Raw genomic sequence first — 20,787 nt, 5'->3', positions numbered from 1 at the left:
TCTCTACTTCTTAACCCCTGCCATAAGCAGACCTAGTTGTTCTTTAGTTACATTTTCATCATTATTCACAACATCAATAATATTACCATTATGAATAACTGCTATTCTATCAGATAATGTCAAAATTTCATCTAAATCAAATGAAATTAAAAGTACACTATTCCCTTTATCACGATAGTCAATCAACATTTTATGAATACCATTTATAGCTCCAACATCAAGACCACGAGTTGGTTGTGTTGTCACTAATAATTTTGGATTTAGTTCCAATGCACGACCAATGATAAGTTTCTGTTGATTTCCCCCACTCATACTACGTGCAGAAATTTTCTCATCCCCAGCCTTACGAACGTCATATTTTTCACAAAGCCCTTTAGCAAATTTTGAAATAACAGGTTTTTTTAGGAAACCACGTCCTGAAAATTTCTCTGTATAATAATTTTCTAACACTGCATTCTCCTCAATGCTAAAATCTAAAACAAGACCATCTTTATGTCTATCTTCAGCTATTATTTCAAGCCCTAACTCTTTTCTTTTTGATGTTGATAAAGATGTAATATCTTGTCCACCAAAAATTATTTTACCTTGTTTTTCCTTAAGTAACGCATTTAATACTTCTACGAATTGCTGTTGCCCATTTCCATCAACTCCAGCAATCCCAAGAATTTCCCTTTCTCGAACGACCAAATTAAAATCATGTAAAATATCTTTTTTTTCTTCAGTATCAGCATAAACTCCTGAAACTTCTAATATATTGTTCGCACCATCTCTTGAACGTTCATATTTTATAATTTCTAGATCTTTACCAATCATAAGGCTAGCTAATTTTTCTTTTGTAGTTTCTGAAATTTCTACTGTACCAAAATATTCACCACGACGAATAATACTACAACGATCTGCAACTGCCATAATTTCATTTAATTTATGAGTAATCAAAATAATCGTTTTCCCTTCAGTCTGAAGATTTTTCAAAATAACTAAAAACTCCTCAATCTCTGCTGGCGTTAACACCGCTGTTGGCTCATCAAAAATTAAAATATTGGCATCTCTGTATAACATTTTTAAAATTTCCACCCTTTGTTGCATCCCAACACTTATATCTCCAACAAGGGCCTTTGGATTAACTTCTAAACCATATTTTTTCGAAAGCTCTGTAATTTTTGTTGCTGCTGCATCTAAATCAATTTTTCCACCTTTTACTTCTTCCATTCCCAAAATAATGTTTTCAGCAACAGTAAAGTTTTTTATTAATTTAAAATGTTGGTGTACCATACCTATCCCCAATTTATTAGCATGTTTAGGATCTTTGATGTCAACTTCTTTACCATCTAACTTAATCACACCTTCTTCTTGATGGTACATACCAAAAAGAACCGACATCAACGTAGATTTACCAGCACCATTTTCACCAAGCAAAGCATGTATTTCATTTTTCTTTACTTGGATGGTAATATCTTTATTTGCGTAGAAGTCACCAAACTTTTTAGTTATGTTTAGCATTTCTATAGCGTACATATTTTTACCTCTCTTTTATATATTCTTACCTATATATTATAATATATTTTTGTTAACTAGTATAGCATTTTTACAAAATTTAACCCATTAATTTTATATTATTTTTAATTTTGATTCTTTTTAATAAATAAAAATTGTATTCGTTTTAAAAATATATCATATACTATTTTTTTAAAGATTTTTTTATTAATTTAAATAAAAATTTTTTATACTTAATATTTCGTATTTATTTAACAAAAAGTTATCCTTCATTACTATATTTAAACAACTTTTCCAAAAAGTATTAATGAGGAACACTCCCACCCCAGTGTTATATAAATTTTTCTTAACACAAATTAACATAAACTGTTATTAATTATCATTACAAAAAAAGACCTAGATACCTAGGTCTTTAATTAGCTACAATTTATTAAAAATTACAACTCACCATCAATATTTGCTTTGTCAGTAAGTTTTGCAGCGTCTGAAGCTACTGTTGATTTTCCTGATTTCAAATCTTCAACGGCAGTTTTAATTTTAGCTTTAATGTCATCACTCAAGTTTGGATTTTCACTTGGAAGTCCAACACCATCTTCTTTAATTGTGAAGACTTTAGATTTTCCACCTTCAAATTTTCCATCTTTAATAGCATCTAACACTTGAGTTACTGCTACATCAATACGTTTAACAGCTGAAGTTAAGATTACAGATTTTTCTACATCTTTACCATCTTTATCTTTAGCTTTGAATATACCTTCTGAGTATTGGTCTTTATCTACACCAACGATCCAGTGTTTAACTTCTCCACTTTGTTGAACATCTTTCATTGCTCTTTCTTGTGCTTCTTTAATTGAACCACTACCTGTTCCACCTGCTGCTACGAAAATTACATCCACCCCAGCATCGTACATTGTAGCTGCTAAAGTCTTACCTTTATTTGTATCATTGAATGATCCACTGTAGTTATAAACTATTTTAATGTCTTTATTAGCAGCTTTTGCACCTTGAACAAATCCTAAACCGAATTTTACTACTGCTGGAATTTTAGCTCCACCAATAAATCCAACTTTTCCAGTTTTTGATTGAAGTGCTGCTGCATATCCAGCCAAGTATCCAGCTTCGTGTTCTGCAAAGTTAATAGATTCTACATTTGGTTTTTCTACTACACCATCTATAAAGATGTATTTTTTATCTGCAAATGAATCTGCAATTTTTGGTAATTCTTTTTCAAAATAAAAACCTGCTAATGAGATTACATCAGATGCTTTTGAAGCATTTTGTAAGTTAGCTGCAATATCACTTTGGTTTTTTGTTTCGATTGGATTTAATGCTTTACCACCATTTTTTTCAGTCCATGCTTTTACAGCTTCCACATTACTTTGGTTGAAACTTTTGTCTTTTGCTCCACCTTCATCAGTAACAACTCCTATTTTTAAGTCAGTTTTGTTTGAAGATGATGTGCTCTCCTTCTTATCAGATGACTTAGAAGAACATCCTACAAAGATTAATGCTGCTGATAAAACAACGGCTATTAATGAAAATACTTTTTTCATAAAAAAGTCTCCTTTATCATTTAGTATATTTTATAGTTAAATGATACCATAAAATAGCCTAAATATCAATATTTTATTTATTTTATCACTACATTATTTTTTATAGTTCGTATTTTGATGAAAAAATGCGTTTTCTATTATTAAAAAATATAAAATGTTCTGTTATTCATCTTATACATATATAACAATTTATATTATTAAAGCATTTTCATAACTTTTAAATTAAAAAATTTATTCACTGTTTTTATCCCTAATATAAAAAAGTCTACATATCGTAAATTTATGCAGACTTTTTATGTTCTATTTTATCAAATAAATCATACTAAGTATAGAAGAATTCGTTAAAATTACTACTTCTACACTTGAATTTCTAGCTACAGTTCTCCTTCAATATTAGTCACAGTTCCTTTAGCTTTTAATTCATCAGCTGTACCAACTACTTCCACTTTTTCTGCCTTTAATTCTTCAATGGCTTGATTAAGTTTTGTTTTTATTTCGTCACTTAAATTTGGATTTTCCTTAGGTATCCCTACTCCATTTTCTTTTATACCAAAAATATGTTTTCCATTTTCAAATTTATCGGCTTTTATTTCATTCAAAATTTTAGTAACTGCTACTTCAATATTTTTAACAGCTGATGTTAAAATAGCCGATTTTTGATAATCTTTTCCTTCTTTATCTTTTCCTTTAAAGATTCCTTCTTCATATTGATCTTTATCTACACCTACAACCCAATGTTTAATTTCTCCACTCTTAGTCATATCAATAATACCGCGTTCTTTAGCTTCTGAAATTACACCATTACCAGTATTACCTGCTGCAACAAAGATTACATCAGCTCCTGAATCATACATTGTTGCAGCCAATGTTTTCCCTTTGTTTGTATCTGAGAATGAACCACTATAGTTATACATAATTTTAATATCTGGTCTAGCTGCTTTTGCACCTTGAATAAATCCAATACCAAATCTTTCTACTGGTGGAATTTTAGTTCCTCCGATAAATCCAACCTTACCAGTTTTTGATTGAAGTGCCGCTGCATATCCTGCAAGATAAGCTGCCTCTTGTTCTTTAAATATTAATGATGCAATATTAGATGCGTCTACAAAACTATCCACATATAAGAATTTTTTATCTTTATATTGCTCTGCTATCTTAGAAATCTCTTTTTCAAATTCATACCCTGCAAGTGAAACTATGTCAGAAACTTTCGCCGCATTTTGTAGATTAGCTGCTAAATCTGATTGGTTTTTTGTTTCAATAATAACAGGTTCTTTAGCACCATTTTCTTTTGACCATGCTTGAATTGCTTCTACGTTGGCTTGATTAAAACTTTTATCTTTTGCTCCTCCCTCACCAGTTACTATTCCGATTTTGTAAGATTTTCCTCCATCAGATTTAGAATCACTCTTACTTTTAGAAGAGCAGCCAACCACTACCAATGATAATGTTAATATTATTGTTAATAGAGTTTTTAATTTTTTCATAATATCCTCCTTGTTTTATCTCTATATTCATAACTTATAGTAACAAGATACCACATAATGAAAGCAATTTCAATATATTTTTTAATTTTATATATATTTTTAAAATTATACATTTTTATTTTAATATATGATATAATTATTTGATAAAGCATTTTCAGGAGGACTTATCTATGACCTATTACAATAATATCGTAGAAACTGCCAATTATATAATAAAATATTTTAATGAACCTATTGATTACGCTGTGGTTCTGGGAAGTGGTATTACACTTGAACTAGAAGATCAACAAGAACTTGGATATGAAGCTATTCCTCTTTTCCCAGGAAATAAAAGAACAAATCACGTAAAAGGGCATGCAAATAAACTTACTTTTGGAAAAATTTCTGGAAAAAATGTTCTTGTCCTTAACGGTAGACTTCACTACTATGAAGGATATAGTATGAAAGATGTTGCTTTTATGACCTATGTTGTAAAGTATTTAGGAGTAAAAGGATTGTTCATAACCAACGCTTGTGGAGCAATTAACACAGATTTTAGCGAAGGGGAAATAGTCTGCCTTGATGATTTTATTTCTCTTGTAAGCGCTAATCCTCTAATGGGAGAAAACGACTCACGCCTTGGAGAAAGATTCGTGGATATGACAACTCCTTTTGATCCATATTTAGTTGAAACTCTAAAATCTTCTGCTAGAAAATTAGATATTAGATTACCACAAGGAACTTATGGATTTTTCCAAGGTCCATACTTTGAAACTCGTGCAGAAATTCAAGCATTTAAAACTATGGGATGCGATCTTGTAGGTATGTCTACAGTACCCGAAGTAATCGCTGCTAATCATGCAAAACTTCCTGTCGCAGTTCTTGCTTGTGCTACTAATATGGCAACTGGTATTCAAGAAAAAAAACACGACCACGAACATGTCTTAAAAACTGCTCAACAAATTAGTATTAATTTGAAAAAATTACTTATTGAAACATTAGAAAATTTAAAATAAGGAGTGATTACCATGGAAAAAACTATATTTGAAAAAATTATTGATGGAGAAATTCCTAGTTACAAAGTTTATGAAGACGAACATGTCTATAGTTTTTTAGACGTTTTCCCAATAACTAAAGGACACACTTTAGTTATTCCAAAAAAACATAGTCGTAACATTTTTGATTGTGATCCAGAAGTTGCAGCTAATATTGGTAAAGTATTGCCAAAAATTGCAAATGCAGTAAAAGCTGCTTATAATTGCAATGGAGTCAATATTTTTCAAAATAATGAAGAATATGCTGGACAAAGTGTTTTTCATTTACATTTTCACATAGTACCTCGTTACAAAGATAAAGATGCTAACTTCGATAATTTAGAAGTGAAATGGCCTCCACAACAACTAGAAGCTAATGAATTACAAGAAATTCAACAATCTATCATTGAAAACTTAGAGAACTAATACTATAAAATTATCCTTTTTCTTGTGAAATAATGGTATTCACCCTAAAAGTAAGAAATAAGGATAATTTTTATTTCTACAAAAATTCATTGCTAAATCAACACATTGTACTCCAGTTTGAGAGATATATAAATTTTGATTTCTACAAAACTTTTTTGCTCTAAATTATAAACCGTATTCTGTTTGAGAGATATGTAAATTTTGATTTCTACAAAAACTAGTGATAAAATTACTCGCCAAAATGTTGTCTGAGAGATATATAAGTTTTTTCTTTTACTTCTTAATTCATCTCTTTGCATTTCGATTTAAAAATCACACTTCCATAGGTTAATTTTCGTATCTAACTTTTAAAATATAGTTTCTTCTAGCTCTTGATAAGTATTATAAATACCATACTACAAATTTAATTGTAGTATGGTTTATATAATTTTTTATGTGGTAATTTTTCTACAAATTATCTTCCTTTATTTTTTCTCATTACCAATCTTATTAATACTAACAATCCTAATCCTAAGGTCGTTGTTTGAACAGTATTCAACCCAGTTTTTGGTAATTTATTCTTAATTTTTACTGATTTTTCAACTTTAGTTTCTATTGATTTTAAAGATTGAGAACTTAATTGTGGACATTTTTCTTTTGGCACTTTATTTAATGGAAACTCAGGAAGCTCTGGTTCTACCACTGGGTTTAAAGAATTAATTGGTGCTTCCGGTAATTTAGGTTCTTCCCATGGTTTAGTTTTTTCTTCTACTTGCGGCACTTTACCTTCAAATTTTGGTAATTCTTTTTGTTTATTCTCTTCTCCTTTTTCCGAAACGGTTGGTAAGTCCCCTTTATATTCTGGTAACGTTGGCTCTTCCCATGGTTTGGTTTTTTCTTCTACTTGCGGCACTTTACCTTCAAATTTTGGTAATTCTTTTTGTTTATTCTCTTCTCCTTTTTCCGAAACGGTTGGTAAATCTCCTTTATATTCTGGTAACGCTGGCTCTTCCCATGGTGAAATTTTACCCGTACTATTATCTTTCTCTACAACTACTCTTATTTTTAATTTCAGATTTTCTGGATTTTTTATTTTATCACTATGGGCAACTTTCCCTACGACTTCATACTCACCCTCTTTATTGATATTTACTGAGGATAAATCATATTCTACTGGTAAATCAACATCTACTGTATCCGAATTCTCTTTTTCTCCAGCTAACCTAAATGCACTATAATTTGAATTTACACTTCTATTTCTTACTACATTTTTTTCATTAACTACTACTGTGAAGAATTTTGCTGGTGTGTTTTCCAAATTTGTACTTTCTTCATTATCTATCTGCACAGAAGAAATCTCACCTTTAAATGTTTTCATATTATACTTATCTCTAAATTTGTAACTGTGTGCTAACGTGTAGTTGCTTGAAGTTAGTTTTAAGGTAAATGTATCATCTTGTCCTTGAGATGTATAACTATAGATTCCATCGTTATATTTCAAAGGTATATCTAAATTATTAGGACTTGTAGCTCTTAATAAATTCGCATCTTTTATCTCTTTTCCATTTTGATTAACGACTTTATAATTAATACTTACATTATTTTTACTATCTTTTTTAATCCCTATTCTTGCATCATTACCAAAATTAAGATCTTTAACTTTTTCAACTCTAATTTCAAAATAATTATTAGGAATATTATTTAAGTCAGTTGTAGCAACACCATCTTTAGTAATACTACTGAAAACCCCTATATTTCTAACCTTATCATATTTTATATCAAATCCATTACCACCTACCAGTCTATATTTATTAGAATTTAAACTAATAGCATATTTACCCTCTGTTCCTGTATTTATAAACTCATAAAAATTATTACTATTTAAATTTAAATTTTGTGGTGGTAAACTTGATTTCAACTTCTCTACTTTTATAAAATTATTTTCTCTTATCTCTTGACCATTCTCATCCACAACCCTGTAGAAAATTTTATACTTATTGTCTAAAAATTTTAATCCTGAAGTTTTTGAATCTGTTTGCTTTGAAGGTACTGTATTTTTATGATCTGGTTTCTCTTCTTTTTCAGATGGCACTTCTTCAGAATTATTTTTTAAATTTTTTACCACAATTACAAATAAATCTTTATCTTTTATATTTCCTGTTTGTTTAAAGTTTTCTCTTTTATCATTTTTTGTTATTTTGCCAAAACTATTTTTACTAGCTAGTTTTGGATTATAACACGTTTCAAATGAGTATTTTCCTACAAGTTGATACTGCTCAGAATTTAATTTAATATTATACTCCCAATCATCACCAGTACTTTTAAATTTATAAAGTCCATTTTCATACGTCGCTACTTTACTATCGTATTCTGCATCAGCTGTTAGTGGCTTATCCAATTTTACATCTTTTCCACTCTCATCTACTACTTTATAAGATATTTGATCTTTCTCTATTCCTACATTACCAATTTCAGTTTTTGGCTCTTCTTTTGGACTTGGTTTTGGTTTTTCTTCATCTTTTTTATCTTCTACCTTATTTCCTACAGCTCTATCTATATTAATTACAAGATAATTATCTATATTCTGAGCTTTATCCACTTCTACTTCACCTTTTGCACCTATGATATTACCAACACGATTTATACGAGTATTATAAAATTCAAAAACTTTTTTGTTATTGTAGTTAAGAGAATATGCAACATAATTTATCGCTGCATCTTTAGCATTAATCTCCACAAAACCATCTTTTACAACATATTTTTTCCCAGTACTAGAATTTAACTCTATAGAATCTTTAACTAGCTTTCCTGAATTATCAACTACTGCTATTTTTAAAATATCTCCGTTTGGATTTTTTATTAACTCACCTTTTATCTCCTTATCTACCTTAACTCTTACTTTTACTGTTTTTGGTAATTTATCCTCTAAACTCTCTCCAACTTTTAATTTAATATCATTCACTTTAGCAATTTTTTCTATAGTTCCTGATAAATTTTCTAATCTCAAATTTTTAAAAAGATTATTAGCTACCTTATCTTTGTTTTTCAATTCTTCTTTATAACCCCTTAGAGTATCTAAAGTTTCTTTTGCAAAAAATTTAGCTATGTTATCATTACCATTAAGTAAATTCTCTATAGTATTTTGATCTTGTTTTTCTAAGATATCCTTATTCAATTTTCTAAAAACTTCTTTAGCTAATGCATAATTTTCATTTGATTTAATAATATTATTTTTATTTTCCTGTACCCATACTTCTTGTAAAGCTGATAATGATAATAAAACTTCAAAATTTTCTATATTGTTATTTGTAGCATGGAATTTAACTAATTTTTTAAAATTTTTAACAACGTCTATATTTTCAATATTATGATTAGATACACCTAACTCTTCCAAATTTTTTAATTTTTCTAATCTAGATATATCTTTTATACGTTCTTCATTATCACCCCCAAAATATGTCTTCGGTCTTGCATCTAATAATAAAGTTTTTACCTTTACCAAATTCTCTAAAGCTGATACATCTGAAATATTATTATGCTCCAAATTCAAATAAGTTATCTCTGTCATATTTTTTAAAAATTCTATATCTTTAATTTTTGTTGCACCTAAGTTTAAAGTTTTCAGATTAGTTAATCCTTTTAATTCTTCTGCATTTTTTATTTCGGCCTTAAATAAATTTAAATATTCTAAACTATTCAAATTCTTTAAAGGTGATACATCATTGATAGATTTATTGTCCTTTGCTACATTTCTTAAATCTAAATATTTTAATTTTGTAAGATTTTTTAATGGACTTATATCATTGAAATTTTGGTTAACCATACTTAGTTTTTCCAAATTTTCAGCAAATTGCAACCCTTCTATACTCTTAACCTTAACTCCATACTCAGAACTATTATGAACCTGACATACTTCTGGTGACAGGTATCTTATTCTTCTCATATCCCTCTTAGTTATGATCGCATTATCAATATCTTTATATCCCATAAGTTCGCACACACCACGACGTAAATTATAATCTGGAATATTTACAACTTCTTTATCATCATCTTTTTGTGCAAGCTCACTCTCTGGTATAAGTCCTTTTATGGCTTCATCTTTACTTACATCTGAACTAGCAGACGAACTCACCTCTTTTGCAAAAACATTTATAGGATTTGCCAGTGGAATTAACGGACTAGTAACAAATGTTAATATTGATGTTGCTACCAGCGTTGTTTTCTTTCTTTTCATAATAAATCTTCCTCCTTAAATAGTATTTTTATTAATATTAGTATAGTACACAAAAAAACTTATTTTCAAGAAATTATATTGAAAATTTTTAAATAATATATTTCAATTTATATAATAGTTTTCATTCATATTCACCTTTGGAAAGATTTTCATTTCAAAAAATATTTTTTATTATCGATAATAGTTATCAATAATATAAGTTAAATTTTATTCTTTTAAAAATATAATTATTAATTCTTATCTTTAAAAATTCAGTAAAAAAAGATTAGGTAATCTTTTTTAGATTACCTAATCTTTTTGCTTTACTATTCAAATCTCAAATATGAATTATTTATTATCCTCTTTTGTTGAAAATAGTGATACAATTGAATCAAGTGTAGTTTTTGGTTTTTCCATTGGAACTTCTTTTGCATTCTCTCCATTTTCTTTTGCAATTTTTAAACGCTCTTCAAATGATTGTCTTAATTCATTTTTCTTTTCTTCAATATCCTCTTCAATCAGCTCTATGTTAGAAACTTCTTCCACCTTTGAAGTTTCTACTTGTTCAGAAGAAGTAGGAGCAGGAGCATCCTCTTGTGGTAACTGTATTTCTTCTTCAGCTAATTCGGCTTGTTCTTTTACTTCTGGTGCATATTCTTTGATAAGCTCTTCTACAACATTATTTTTTTCTTGATCTTCTAATACATCCTCTTCAATAAATTCTACAACTTCTTCAATCGGCTCTACTAGATTTTCGTCATTACTTCTTAGTTCAACAAATTCAGTTACTTCAACATCTTCACGAATTTGCTCGTTATATGCTGCAGTTACTTCTTCTAGTTTTGCTTTGGCAATATCCTCTCCTTCACGATCTACTTCTTCGCTTTCAGAATTTATTAACTCGTTAACTTTTCCTAAACCTAGTTTTACATTTTCTTTAAGTAACTCTTTGTGTTTTTCTAATTCTTTTGGATTTTTATAGTAGTATACCCCTATTGCAGTTGCAGCTCCTAATAATGCACCTTTAAATATTTTACCCATGATTAATCCTCCTATTTTCTTATCATTAATGATTTTATCAAAAATAAATATCGTTGTAAAGAGGAATACGACTATTATTTTATTTAAATATGAATCTCAAAATATTTTTTAGTAAATAATATACTCTTACTCCTAACTTTACACAAAAAGGAGAAAAAACTAAAAAACTAGTTTTTCACTCCTTTGACTAAATTATTTTAAGTGCTTAACTCTTGCAACAATTTCTTTATGACGACCCTTTATCATAGGTCTTGCTTGCGGGTTTCCTAAATATCCACACGTTCTTTTTACAACATCACAACTTTTCGGATCATTATTTCCACATTCTGGACATTTAAACCCTTTTTTCGTAGGTTCAAACTCTCCTTCATAATCACATTTGTAACAGTGATCTATTGGTGTATTAGTTCCTAAATATCCAACTTTATCATACGCAAAATCCCATACCGCTTCTAATGCTTTTGGATTTTGTTTTAATACTGGATACTCACAATAGTGAATAAATCCACCACTTGCATAATAAGGATAATCTTTTTCAAAGTCCAATTTCTCAAACGGAGTAGGATTTTTTCTAACATCATAATGATATGAGTTTGTATAATATTCTTTATCCGTAACATTCTCAACTAATCCGAATTTTTCAGTATCCATTCGACAGAATCTGTCAGTAAGTGATTCACTTGGTGTCGAATAAATACTATACCAATAATCACCATCAGAAGTCCACTTTTCAACACATTCTTTCATATATTTCATTATATCTAAAGTAAACTCTTTTGCTTCAGGATTTTTTTCCCAATTTCCTCCATAAAATACACTAGCAACTTCGTACAATCCTATATAACCCAAAGATAACGTTGCTCTTTGCTTATCAAAAAGTTGCTTAACTTTGTCCTCTGGTTTTAGTCTCTTTCCAAAAGCACCATGCATATAAAGAATAGGAGCATTTTGTGGTTTTGCTTCCCCACATCGTTTTGCCCTGTAATCTAGTGCATCTTTACAAATTCCTAATCTCTCTTTAAAGATATGCCAAAATTCCTCTTTATTACCTCTTGATTCAAGTGCAACTCTTGGCAAATTTAAAGTTACAACTCCGAGATTCATACGCCCACTCTCTACTAACTCTCCATTTTCATCTTTCCATGCAGGTAAGAACGAACGACATCCCATTGGAGTTTTACAACTACCTGTGATTTTCACCAATGTATCATACATCAAAACATCAGGATACATTCTTTGAGTGGAGCATTCTAAAGCAAGCTGTTTCACATCATAATTAGGATCTTCTGGTTTTAAATTCAGACCATCTTTAATAACAAAAATCAATTTAGGAAAAATTGCCGTTCTCTTTTCTTTTCCTAGTCCTTCTATTCTTACTTTCAAAATAGCTTTTTGAATTTCTCTTTCAAAATACCCTTCTCCAAGACCAAAGCCTAATGAAGTAAATGGCGTTTGCCCTTGTGATGAATATAAAGTATTTATCTCATATTCTAAAGACTGCATTGCATCATAAATATCTTTTTTAGTTTTTTCCTTAGCAAATCTTTCTTGTTTTTCTTCGCCTTCTATCCACTCACGAGCCATCTGCAAATTCTTTTCGTAATTAAGGCGTGCAAATGGTGCTAACACTTCATCAATTCTATCAGCACTACACCCACCATATTGACTCGAAGCCACATTCGCAATAATTTGAGCCATTTGTGCTGTTGCAGTTTGGATACTTTTCGGGCTACTTACATCAGCATTTCCAATTTTAAATCCTTTTGTTAACATCTCTTTGAAATCAATTAAACAACAGTTAGTAAGTGGTTGATATGGTGAATAATCTAAATCATGATAGTGAATATCCCCCTTTTGATGTGCATTAGCAACATGTTTTGGTAACATTTTTAATCCAATAGCTTTCGCCACTATCCCACTCGTTAAATCTCTATGTGTATTAAAAACCAAACTATCTTTATTAGCATTTTCATTAACTAAACTTTCATCTCTGTTAACTAATTTTTCAATAGCTACATTTATATCTAAACTCTTTTCACGTTCAATATCACGAGCACTTCTATATCCTATGTATTCTTCATAAATTGCAGTTTCTCCTAACGTTATAAGCGTATGTTCTACAATATTTTGGATTTCATAAATTTTAATATTTTCTTTAAATCTATTAGCAATTTCTATAATGACGTTATCTACAATATTATTTATATTAATACTATGATTTTTTCCAAAAACTGACAAAACTGCTTTCTCTATTGCTTTATAAATTTTCTCAGCATCAAATCTTACTTTACGCCCATCCCTTTTTATAACCAAAAGTCTTTTGTTAAGTAAGTCTATTTTTTTCTTCGTATATGAATAACAATTATTTTGTTGCATCTAACCAATCCCCCCTCATAAAATTTTTATCATCTACTATCTTATAATAAATAACAGAAAATGTCCATATGATATTATTTCCCGGAAATTCAAGATTCCTTTTATATAAGCCTTCAATCAAAATTGTGAAATTTTTTAGACATCCTGTTTTCAAAAAATATTATCACCAATCCCTTTATTAACATACTTTGAGAAGAAAATAATTTCCCTGTACTAGGAAATTAGAAATTAATTTATTAGTACAGATTTTTATGTGCCGTATTTTCAAGCATTCTACAAAGATGAAAAAAAACTTTTCCTCTATATAAAATTTTTATATACTATTCTTTAAACTATATTTTAAGCTTATCAGATATCATGTAGTTGATAATAAAATTAAAGTGAGAAAAGTATATGAAAAAAACACAAATTGAAAAGTTAACTGAACAACTTTTTTCCATAGAAAGTAATCAGAACTTATTAATTAATGAGCTTCAACCCTACGTTGAACTTTTTATGCACTATGAATGTGCGATGTTAGAAATTGAAACAAAACTTAATGTTTTTGACAAGGAATTTTCCCTTCATGGAGAAAGTAATCCTATTGAATCAGTTTCGACAAGATTAAAAACACCTGTCAGCCTTATGAATAAACTTCAAAGATTAGATTTACCTTTTGACATAAACACTATAAAAGAGAACATCTACGATGTGGCTGGCGTTCGTGTTATTTGTTCTTTTAAAAATGATGTCTACAAATTAGTTGACGCCTTAAAACAGCAAGATGATCTTACTGTTATAGCTGAAAAAGACTATATAAGAAATTACAAAGAAAATGGATATAGAAGTTATCATCTGATAGTACAGGTACCAATTTTTCTATCAGATAGAGTTGAACATGTAGCAGTTGAGGTGCAATTCCGCACGATCGCCATGGATTTTTGGGCCAGTTTAGAACATAAACTTCGTTACAAAAAAAATCTAAGCGAAGAAAAAGAAAAAGAAATTGAGAGAAGACTTCTTCTTTGTGCTGAGATCAGCTCAAAACTTGATAACCAAATGCAAAAAGTAAAGGAAATAATAGAAGATGACACTCAATTTATTTAGAAACAAATAAGAACAGGTATAAGTTGCACATTAAATATAAATTTTTAAATATGACTTCTTTCAAAATATTATTTTAATCTTAATACAATAAACATAACCACCCCTTGATGAACTAAGGGGTGGTTTCCTTTTACTTATTATTTTTTATTGATGATTTAAAGATTGGTATTATTTAAAATCAATACCAGCCTTATCTACATCTTTAGGAAAGTAATCCTTCCATTTTTAATATATCTTCTGATTTTTCTTTTTTATCAGTGCTTACTAATATAATTGGTCCTGTACAGCCCATCCCACTTTCAGCATAAATTTTGTTTTTCCAAAGAATTTTAGTTGCATTTTCCAAATCCATAATATCTACACCTGAGATTTGAACAGTTACTACTTCTTTAGGTGGAATTCCTACTTCTAATCTGTTAGATTCTCCCTTTTCTTTAAATTTTTCTAACATTTTATCTAAACCAACATTTTTACATTTTCTGTACTCTTCTTTTGCTATTTTATTCACCTCTCCCACGGCTATTTCATAAGCATACTTTAAAGAATTTGCAACAACTGGTGCTCCTGATGCTCTAGATAAGATTAATATTCTTCTATTGTAGTCCTCTCCAACTCCTGGTCCATATCCATATCCCAAAGATTCATAATTCCCTCCTGTATTAAACGCTGAAAATACCTTCATAAATAAGTTCCCTGTCAATGAATCAGCTACCATAATATCTGGAGTCGCCATAAGAAGATCATTGCCTCTCATAACAGACCCTCCGTCAGTTCTTTTAGAAGTTGCAAAACTGAATTCATATCCCTTTTCTTTTAACTCTAATAATATTTTCTCAACCTGCCTTGCTCCTTCTATATTCATAATTCCCAAAGTAGGTTTTTGAATCCCAATAGATTTGGCTGTAGCTATTCCATAAATTGCATTTCGTACCATGGCTTCTACTCTATTGGTTGATGATGTACCTGTGGTTGTTGCTAATAACATTTCATTTGCTCTCGCTGGTGTTACTACTCTCCCTACTGTTGACACACCTATCGGAAAGTTATAATGCATAGTTACACAAGATGATATTTCCTCTCTATCTAACAACTCTTCCATAATTCTATGTGCTTCTTCTTCATCTTGTGCTTCATAAGTTTCAAACCCTTCTTTTCCTTTTCCTATCAGAACAATATCAAACAGATTATTTTTCGCTAATGTAGCTCCATAAAGCATATTTTCTACTCCGTGTTCACTCCCCAAAGTAGTTAACCCTACTTTTATTTTTTTCCCAAAATTACCTTTTTCTATAGCATCCGCTACTTCTTGTAATACCTCTGAAATTATTTTTTTACTCATAGTATCACCCCTATTCTTCTAGCATATCTTGGGATATTTTTCTCATTGATTCTGCTATAATTTTTCTTATTTCTTCCTTAGAGATTCCTTCTGTCTCTTTTTCTAATGAACCAGCATTTCTTTCCACCACTACTGATACTCCATCAAAGAGATTAGTCATTCTACCTAAAAATAAACTTCCTTTACCAACGATCATCGCACGATTTTTATTTCCTTTTGTAAGATCATCTATTAAGAAACCTACATATGGAATTCCTGATGGAATATGTCCTTGAGTAGGTGCCCATCCTGGCAATCCTTTTTCTTCTATAAAGGATTTTAGTTGTTTTTTATCAATATCTCCTCGCATTGCAGCAAGTGCACCAATCATTTTATAATTTGCTTCTGGAACATTTCCTGCCCCTGCTGCTTTTGTTATATCTGGATTTTGCATTTCTACTGAAAATATATCAACATCTGTTATCTTCAAATTAGCTTTTTCTAATGAATTAGCTACTAAGGCACCCATAACAGCCTGTGGCGATGACCCCGTACCTACATTATGTTTCCCAACCATATCTGTTCTTATCATCGGATTTATTCCATCATTTTCACTAATCAATACTGCAAAGCCACCTACCACATCTTCAAGTACTGGTAACCCCTTTTTAACATGATCTTTGGCATTCATTCCTAACTTTGCACTAGCACCACCTGCTACTACCATTACATTTTTATAAACGCCAGCTTTTACCAATGCTGAAGCATTTATCAATGCATGTGTAGGACCCGCACAAAATCCTCTAAGATCTGAACCTGTCGCATTTGTCAAACCTACAACTTCTGCTATTGCTTTGGCAAAATTACCTCCACCACGTTGATTTATATCACCACAAGCTTCTTCTGAACACTCTACAACATAATCAATTTCTGTCGGATCTATTTTGGAATTTCTTAACAATTCTAATGCAGATATTACACCTGAAGCCTTTACAACTAAATTCTCAAAAATCACATGTGCATTTAAATTTACATCCACATCATGTGCCTTTTTCACATAGCCAACTACCTTACCACCATGTATCAAATCTTCAAAATCTTCTTCTTTATCGCTTATATCTGAACCTTCAAGTTTATTAAATAAAGAAGCTAATTCTTTAAAATTATTCTCTATTTTTGGTCGAACATTCGCCACAAACTCTTCCGATAATTTTACTAAGTCAAATGCGTCGCAAAGCTTCATAAGTGCTAAAAATTCATCTTGAGGTACTATTTGTCCAAACTTCCCATATCTATCTCCTCTTATAGCTCTGATTTCATACCAAGGCATAGGATACTCTTTCAATTCTTCAGGAGTTTTATTTCCAATATATACTTGGTTAGGTAAATAATTTACCACCTCTTCATATGAACGAATATGATCTGCTACTTCTTTTAAAAATTCTGAATCTGGGCTTGTTATTCTTTCTACTGCACAAGTAGATCCATTTTTTATTATCATATCTGGTGTGTGAACAAGGATATAACCTGCTCCTTTAAATACTGGATAATTCATATTTTTTATTGCTTAGGGCACCGAAGTACCCTAAGCTCCTCCTTCTTTTTAGTCTTTTATTCAAACACTGTTTGATCTTCTACTTCAATAGTTAAAGCATGTAAAGCTTTTTCAACCAAATCTTTTCTTAATTTTTTCTCTTCTGCCATTTCAAGTTTTGGATTTCCTAGTGGATGCGGGATTGCAATTGTAGGTACAATTCTATTAGCACCTACTGTTAGAGAGATTGGAACTACCGTACACATGTGAACTACTGGAATTCCCGCTCTTTCTATTTCTTTAACCATCGTTGCACCGCAACGAGTACAAGTACCTCAGGTGGAAGTTAGAATAACTGCATCTACTCCATCTGCAACTAATTTTTTAGCGTATTCTTCTGCAAATCCTACGGCACTTGCTACCGCTGTTCCGTTACCGACCGTAGTGTAGAATTTTTCATGTAGCGATCCTATTCTACCTTCTTTTACAAACTCACGCATCACATCTACTGGTAACACTCTATCAGCATCTAAATTAGCATAAACTGGATCATATCCACCATGTGCCGTTTCATGAGTTTCTTCTGTTAAATTATCAAATCCTTCTAAAGAATATTCTCCATATTTTGATGCTGAAGAAGACTCAATATGATCTGGATTACCTTTTGGTACTATTCCTCCAGAGGTAACCAAGGCTATTTTTGCTTTTGATAAATCTTTTACAGCTGGATTTGGTTCCACTCTATCAAAATTAGGCATTGGATACTCTGTTTCAAACTCTTCACCATGAATTTTTTTAACTAACATTTCTACAGCACGCTCAGAACCACGTTTATCACTAAAGAAATTCACACGAATTCCTCTTTCATGATAACCTTCTTCCTTAGGAGATAAGATCCCCTCTCCTTTTGCAAGTTTTGCTGCGAATTTTGCAAGTTTTGGCAATGCTTTTCTCATTCCTGCTGCACTGTCAGATGTTTCTAAAATATAAATATCTTTTCTAAACATATCAGTCCCAGGATTTTCTACATACATTGCTGTTACCGCTGGAATATGCAATTCTTCTTTGACTGCTTTTGTAATTGTTCCTGCAGCCACTCCATATCGTCCTGCATTAAAAGCTGGTCCTGCAACAAATAATTGCGGACTACAACCTTTTATCATATTAATAAGCTCAACTCGAACCTCTTCTAAATTTTCGTTAAAGTAACTATCACCACATACAACTGTTGCAACTACCTCAAAATCTTCTCCCAACTTCCCTTGTAATTGTGTACTAATTGGCGGCAGTTCTGTTCGTAATTCTGGTGCAATGTGAGCTTTTTCTTCTCCCCCAACTCCCGCAAAGAATTGGTTAATATAATGTACTACTCGTATCTTAGACATTTTGATTCCCCCTATCTTTTAATTTTTTACTCTCCACGCACATCTTGCATTTCACTTGAAATTTCATCAATGTCCAATACCATTTCCATCATTCCCATTTGATCTTCATATATATCTTGATCAAATTGTGATTTAATTTCATCTTCTAGTACGTGATACACAGCTAGATTTAACTCTACACCTGCTAAAGGACCTGCAAATGTTGGATCTCCTACGGTAACTGTCTCAGCTGCTAGCCCAGCAGCTTCGGCTTCTGCAGCACCTAGTAAAACCACAACGTTTTCGTTGCCAAATTTTTCAGCAGCTTCTTTAATACGTTTTTGGTTTTCTAAGTCCATAGCCCCTGCGGCAGTTCAGACAAAACACTCAGTAGATGAGAATACTATTTCTACTCCTTCAATTTGTTTTACACATTCTTCGATAGCTAATCCTGGAATACCATCACGATCTCCAATAATAACTACCTTTTTATTAATAAGACTAACCATTAGCTTATTCCTCCTTAAACTCTTAACTTGATAATATTTTTATAATTAATATGTTGCCAAATTTTATTATTCACCTTACTACAACTTTTAGAATGTTTTTGCACTTAAATATCCAAATCCAGTTTCATTAGTAGCCCCTGTAATTGCCTGAATTTCTACTTCTATTGTTCCATCTTCTCTTAGTGAATCCTGATTACCACCTGCAATTACATTAACAACATCAACATGACCAATAATTCTATCTAGTTTTGGTAATACTACAACCTGATTTGCATTTCCACCAGTTACAACTGCATTAGCAAGCACGTCAGCATCTGCTAAACTTTGACTAGCTCCATCACGACCTGCATACTCATCGGTAACAATAACCGTCTTAACTCCTTCAGTTTCGATTTTTTTGCAGTTCATAATAAGATCTGTATCCGGATTACCAAATCCTTCTTGCGATACTATTACTGCATCTAAATTCAAGTAACGACAAAGTTTTGAAGTCCAATTAGAAGATCTTTCTTTGTCCATTAAATAAACATTCTCATTGGTAATAATTACACCTAAGAAATTAATTTCCTTACCATGTTTTTTGTATAAATCTTCTATAACACCATTATTCAAATGAACATAAGTTGGATTCTTATCACAAGCTGATACACAGTTACCACTAACGATAGCCCCATCCATTATTTCTGTTGGATATAATATTGTTGGAACAATTTGTTTAGCATCTACACCATAAACATAAGTATCATGTAATAATCCTTGAGTTTGTAACATGTATACATAGCCAACTTTTGGCAACTCTGGATATTCTGCTATTTGCTCTAACAATGGCTTAGTTTCGTAAATATCTACTTCTTCCACCTCTAACGTACGAGCCAATTCTGCAATATATCTAGCTGCTTTAAAACCAATATAGCGTACAGCTCTTTCATGATCATGTTGTTTGATTCCTTCTTTAGGTTCTGCAATAACTATTAAATTGTTAGTTTTAGAAAATGGTGTATACTTTGCACCAACTCCAGTCATATCAATAATTCCTTCTTGGAACCCTACAATCTTACCCGTAGTCACAACAGCCATACCTTTAAGTGCAATAGTTCGACCCTCTCCTACGGTATCTACTTTTGACAAAATCCCTGGAAAAATTCCTCCACGACCTTCTACCTTAACACGTGGTTCAATAACATCTTTAACAGGTGTTATACGAATACTTTCTCCTGGACGAGCTATATCAAGTTCTACAGAAGCAATTATATCATCTTCCCACACTTCTTTAATAAGCTCATCTTTATTAATATACAATACATTTGCTTCTATTTTTGAAGTCTCAGCAAACTGTATATCTTTAATACGTATTTTTCCTAATTCAAGACGCATATCTAATACCTCCCTTTAAA

14 protein-coding genes are annotated in these 20,787 nt (G+C 30.9%); 3 read left to right on the top strand and 11 right to left on the bottom strand.

Annotated features, from left to right (window positions below; all coding sequences use genetic code 11):
* Window positions 1-3 precede the first annotated feature (3 nt).
* From H612_RS0102670 to H612_RS0102660, 3 genes are all read right to left on the bottom strand, one after another.
* Complete coding sequence (locus H612_RS0102670; RefSeq protein WP_027130054.1) at window positions 4-1,515, bottom strand: ABC transporter ATP-binding protein; 1,512 nt, start codon at window positions 1,513-1,515, stop codon at window positions 4-6.
* 416 nt (window positions 1,516-1,931) lie between these two features.
* Window positions 1,932-3,047 carry a BMP family lipoprotein gene (locus H612_RS0102665; protein ID WP_027130053.1) on the bottom strand — a complete coding sequence of 372 codons (1,116 nt, stop codon included), beginning with the start codon at window positions 3,045-3,047 and terminating at the stop codon, window positions 1,932-1,934.
* A gap of 374 nt (window positions 3,048-3,421) precedes the next feature.
* Window positions 3,422-4,534: a BMP family lipoprotein gene (locus H612_RS0102660; protein ID WP_027130052.1), complete on the bottom strand. Its 1,113-nt coding sequence runs from the start codon at window positions 4,532-4,534 to the stop codon at window positions 3,422-3,424.
* 170 nt (window positions 4,535-4,704) lie between these two features.
* Between H612_RS0102660 and H612_RS0102655 the strand changes: the two genes are divergently transcribed.
* A complete protein-coding gene (locus tag H612_RS0102655) occupies window positions 4,705-5,529 on the top strand; it encodes a purine-nucleoside phosphorylase (protein ID WP_027130051.1) in 825 nt (274 codons plus the stop codon).
* Window positions 5,530-5,541: 12 nt separating this feature from the next.
* On the top strand, window positions 5,542-5,973 hold the full coding sequence (locus H612_RS0102650) for an HIT family protein (protein ID WP_027130050.1): 432 nt from the start codon (window positions 5,542-5,544) through the stop codon (window positions 5,971-5,973).
* A 454-nt stretch (window positions 5,974-6,427) separates the two neighbouring features.
* Here the strand turns inward: H612_RS0102650 and H612_RS0102645 are convergent, their stop codons facing one another.
* The 3 genes from H612_RS0102645 to nrdD all read right to left on the bottom strand — a co-directional run bounded on the left by H612_RS0102645 (window position 6,428) and on the right by nrdD (window position 13,582).
* Window positions 6,428-10,186 carry a leucine-rich repeat domain-containing protein gene (locus H612_RS0102645; RefSeq protein WP_027130049.1) on the bottom strand — a complete coding sequence of 1,253 codons (3,759 nt, stop codon included), beginning with the start codon at window positions 10,184-10,186 and terminating at the stop codon, window positions 6,428-6,430.
* A gap of 327 nt (window positions 10,187-10,513) precedes the next feature.
* Window positions 10,514-11,206 carry a hypothetical protein gene (locus H612_RS0102640; protein ID WP_027130048.1) on the bottom strand — a complete coding sequence of 231 codons (693 nt, stop codon included), beginning with the start codon at window positions 11,204-11,206 and terminating at the stop codon, window positions 10,514-10,516.
* Between the two features lie 192 nt (window positions 11,207-11,398).
* Window positions 11,399-13,582 carry an anaerobic ribonucleoside-triphosphate reductase gene (nrdD, locus tag H612_RS0102635; RefSeq protein WP_027130047.1) on the bottom strand — a complete coding sequence of 728 codons (2,184 nt, stop codon included), beginning with the start codon at window positions 13,580-13,582 and terminating at the stop codon, window positions 11,399-11,401.
* A gap of 393 nt (window positions 13,583-13,975) precedes the next feature.
* Here nrdD and H612_RS0102625 point away from each other — a divergent pair, with 393 nt between their 5' ends.
* Complete coding sequence (locus tag H612_RS0102625) at window positions 13,976-14,668, top strand: GTP pyrophosphokinase (protein WP_027130046.1); 693 nt, start codon at window positions 13,976-13,978, stop codon at window positions 14,666-14,668.
* A 202-nt stretch (window positions 14,669-14,870) separates the two neighbouring features.
* Here the strand turns inward: H612_RS0102625 and grdD are convergent, their stop codons facing one another.
* From grdD to H612_RS0102590, 5 genes are all read right to left on the bottom strand, one after another.
* The gene (gene grdD, locus H612_RS0102620) at window positions 14,871-16,007 is read right to left on the bottom strand and encodes a glycine/sarcosine/betaine reductase complex component C subunit alpha (RefSeq protein WP_027130045.1); all 1,137 of its coding nucleotides are present in this window, start codon (window positions 16,005-16,007) and stop codon (window positions 14,871-14,873) included.
* A 10-nt stretch (window positions 16,008-16,017) separates the two neighbouring features.
* Window positions 16,018-17,541, bottom strand: a complete 1,524-nt coding sequence (gene grdC / locus H612_RS0102615) for a glycine/sarcosine/betaine reductase complex component C subunit beta (protein WP_027130044.1) — start codon at window positions 17,539-17,541, stop codon at window positions 16,018-16,020.
* A gap of 56 nt (window positions 17,542-17,597) precedes the next feature.
* Complete coding sequence (gene grdB / locus H612_RS0102605; RefSeq protein ID WP_084167234.1) at window positions 17,598-18,905, bottom strand: glycine reductase complex selenoprotein B; 1,308 nt, start codon at window positions 18,903-18,905, stop codon at window positions 17,598-17,600.
* A 26-nt stretch (window positions 18,906-18,931) separates the two neighbouring features.
* Entirely contained in the window at window positions 18,932-19,393 is a 462-nt protein-coding gene (gene grdA, locus H612_RS0102600; protein WP_084167233.1) for a glycine/sarcosine/betaine reductase complex selenoprotein A, read from the bottom strand.
* An 87-nt stretch (window positions 19,394-19,480) separates the two neighbouring features.
* Entirely contained in the window at window positions 19,481-20,767 is a 1,287-nt protein-coding gene (locus H612_RS0102590; RefSeq protein WP_027130039.1) for a glycine/sarcosine/betaine reductase component B subunit, read from the bottom strand.
* Window positions 20,768-20,787 lie beyond the last annotated feature (20 nt).

The organism is Gemella cuniculi DSM 15828, from assembly GCF_000425665.1.
Taxonomy (GTDB): Bacteria; Bacillota; Bacilli; order Staphylococcales; family Gemellaceae; genus Gemella; species Gemella cuniculi.
Note: the sequence above shows the minus strand (reverse complement) of the source record. Positions and strands in the feature narration are given on the sequence as shown.

Bases quoted from the DNA above. Each gene is read 5' to 3' on its own strand.
- H612_RS0102670 (WP_027130054.1), bottom strand. From the start codon at position 1,515: ATGTACGCTATAGAAATGCTAAACATAACTAAAAAGTTTGGTGACTTC.
- H612_RS0102665 (WP_027130053.1), bottom strand. From the start codon at position 3,047: ATGAAAAAAGTATTTTCATTAATAGCCGTTGTTTTATCAGCAGCATTA.
- H612_RS0102660 (WP_027130052.1), bottom strand. From the start codon at position 4,534: ATGAAAAAATTAAAAACTCTATTAACAATAATATTAACATTATCATTG.
- H612_RS0102655 (WP_027130051.1), top strand. From the start codon at position 4,705: ATGACCTATTACAATAATATCGTAGAAACTGCCAATTATATAATAAAA.
- H612_RS0102650 (WP_027130050.1), top strand. From the start codon at position 5,542: ATGGAAAAAACTATATTTGAAAAAATTATTGATGGAGAAATTCCTAGT.
- H612_RS0102645 (WP_027130049.1), bottom strand. From the start codon at position 10,186: ATGAAAAGAAAGAAAACAACGCTGGTAGCAACATCAATATTAACATTT.
- H612_RS0102640 (WP_027130048.1), bottom strand. From the start codon at position 11,206: ATGGGTAAAATATTTAAAGGTGCATTATTAGGAGCTGCAACTGCAATA.
- nrdD (WP_027130047.1), bottom strand. From the start codon at position 13,582: ATGCAACAAAATAATTGTTATTCATATACGAAGAAAAAAATAGACTTA.
- H612_RS0102625 (WP_027130046.1), top strand. From the start codon at position 13,976: ATGAAAAAAACACAAATTGAAAAGTTAACTGAACAACTTTTTTCCATA.
- grdD (WP_027130045.1), bottom strand. From the start codon at position 16,007: ATGAGTAAAAAAATAATTTCAGAGGTATTACAAGAAGTAGCGGATGCT.
- grdC (WP_027130044.1), bottom strand. From the start codon at position 17,541: ATGAATTATCCAGTATTTAAAGGAGCAGGTTATATCCTTGTTCACACA.
- H612_RS0102590 (WP_027130039.1), bottom strand. From the start codon at position 20,767: ATGCGTCTTGAATTAGGAAAAATACGTATTAAAGATATACAGTTTGCT.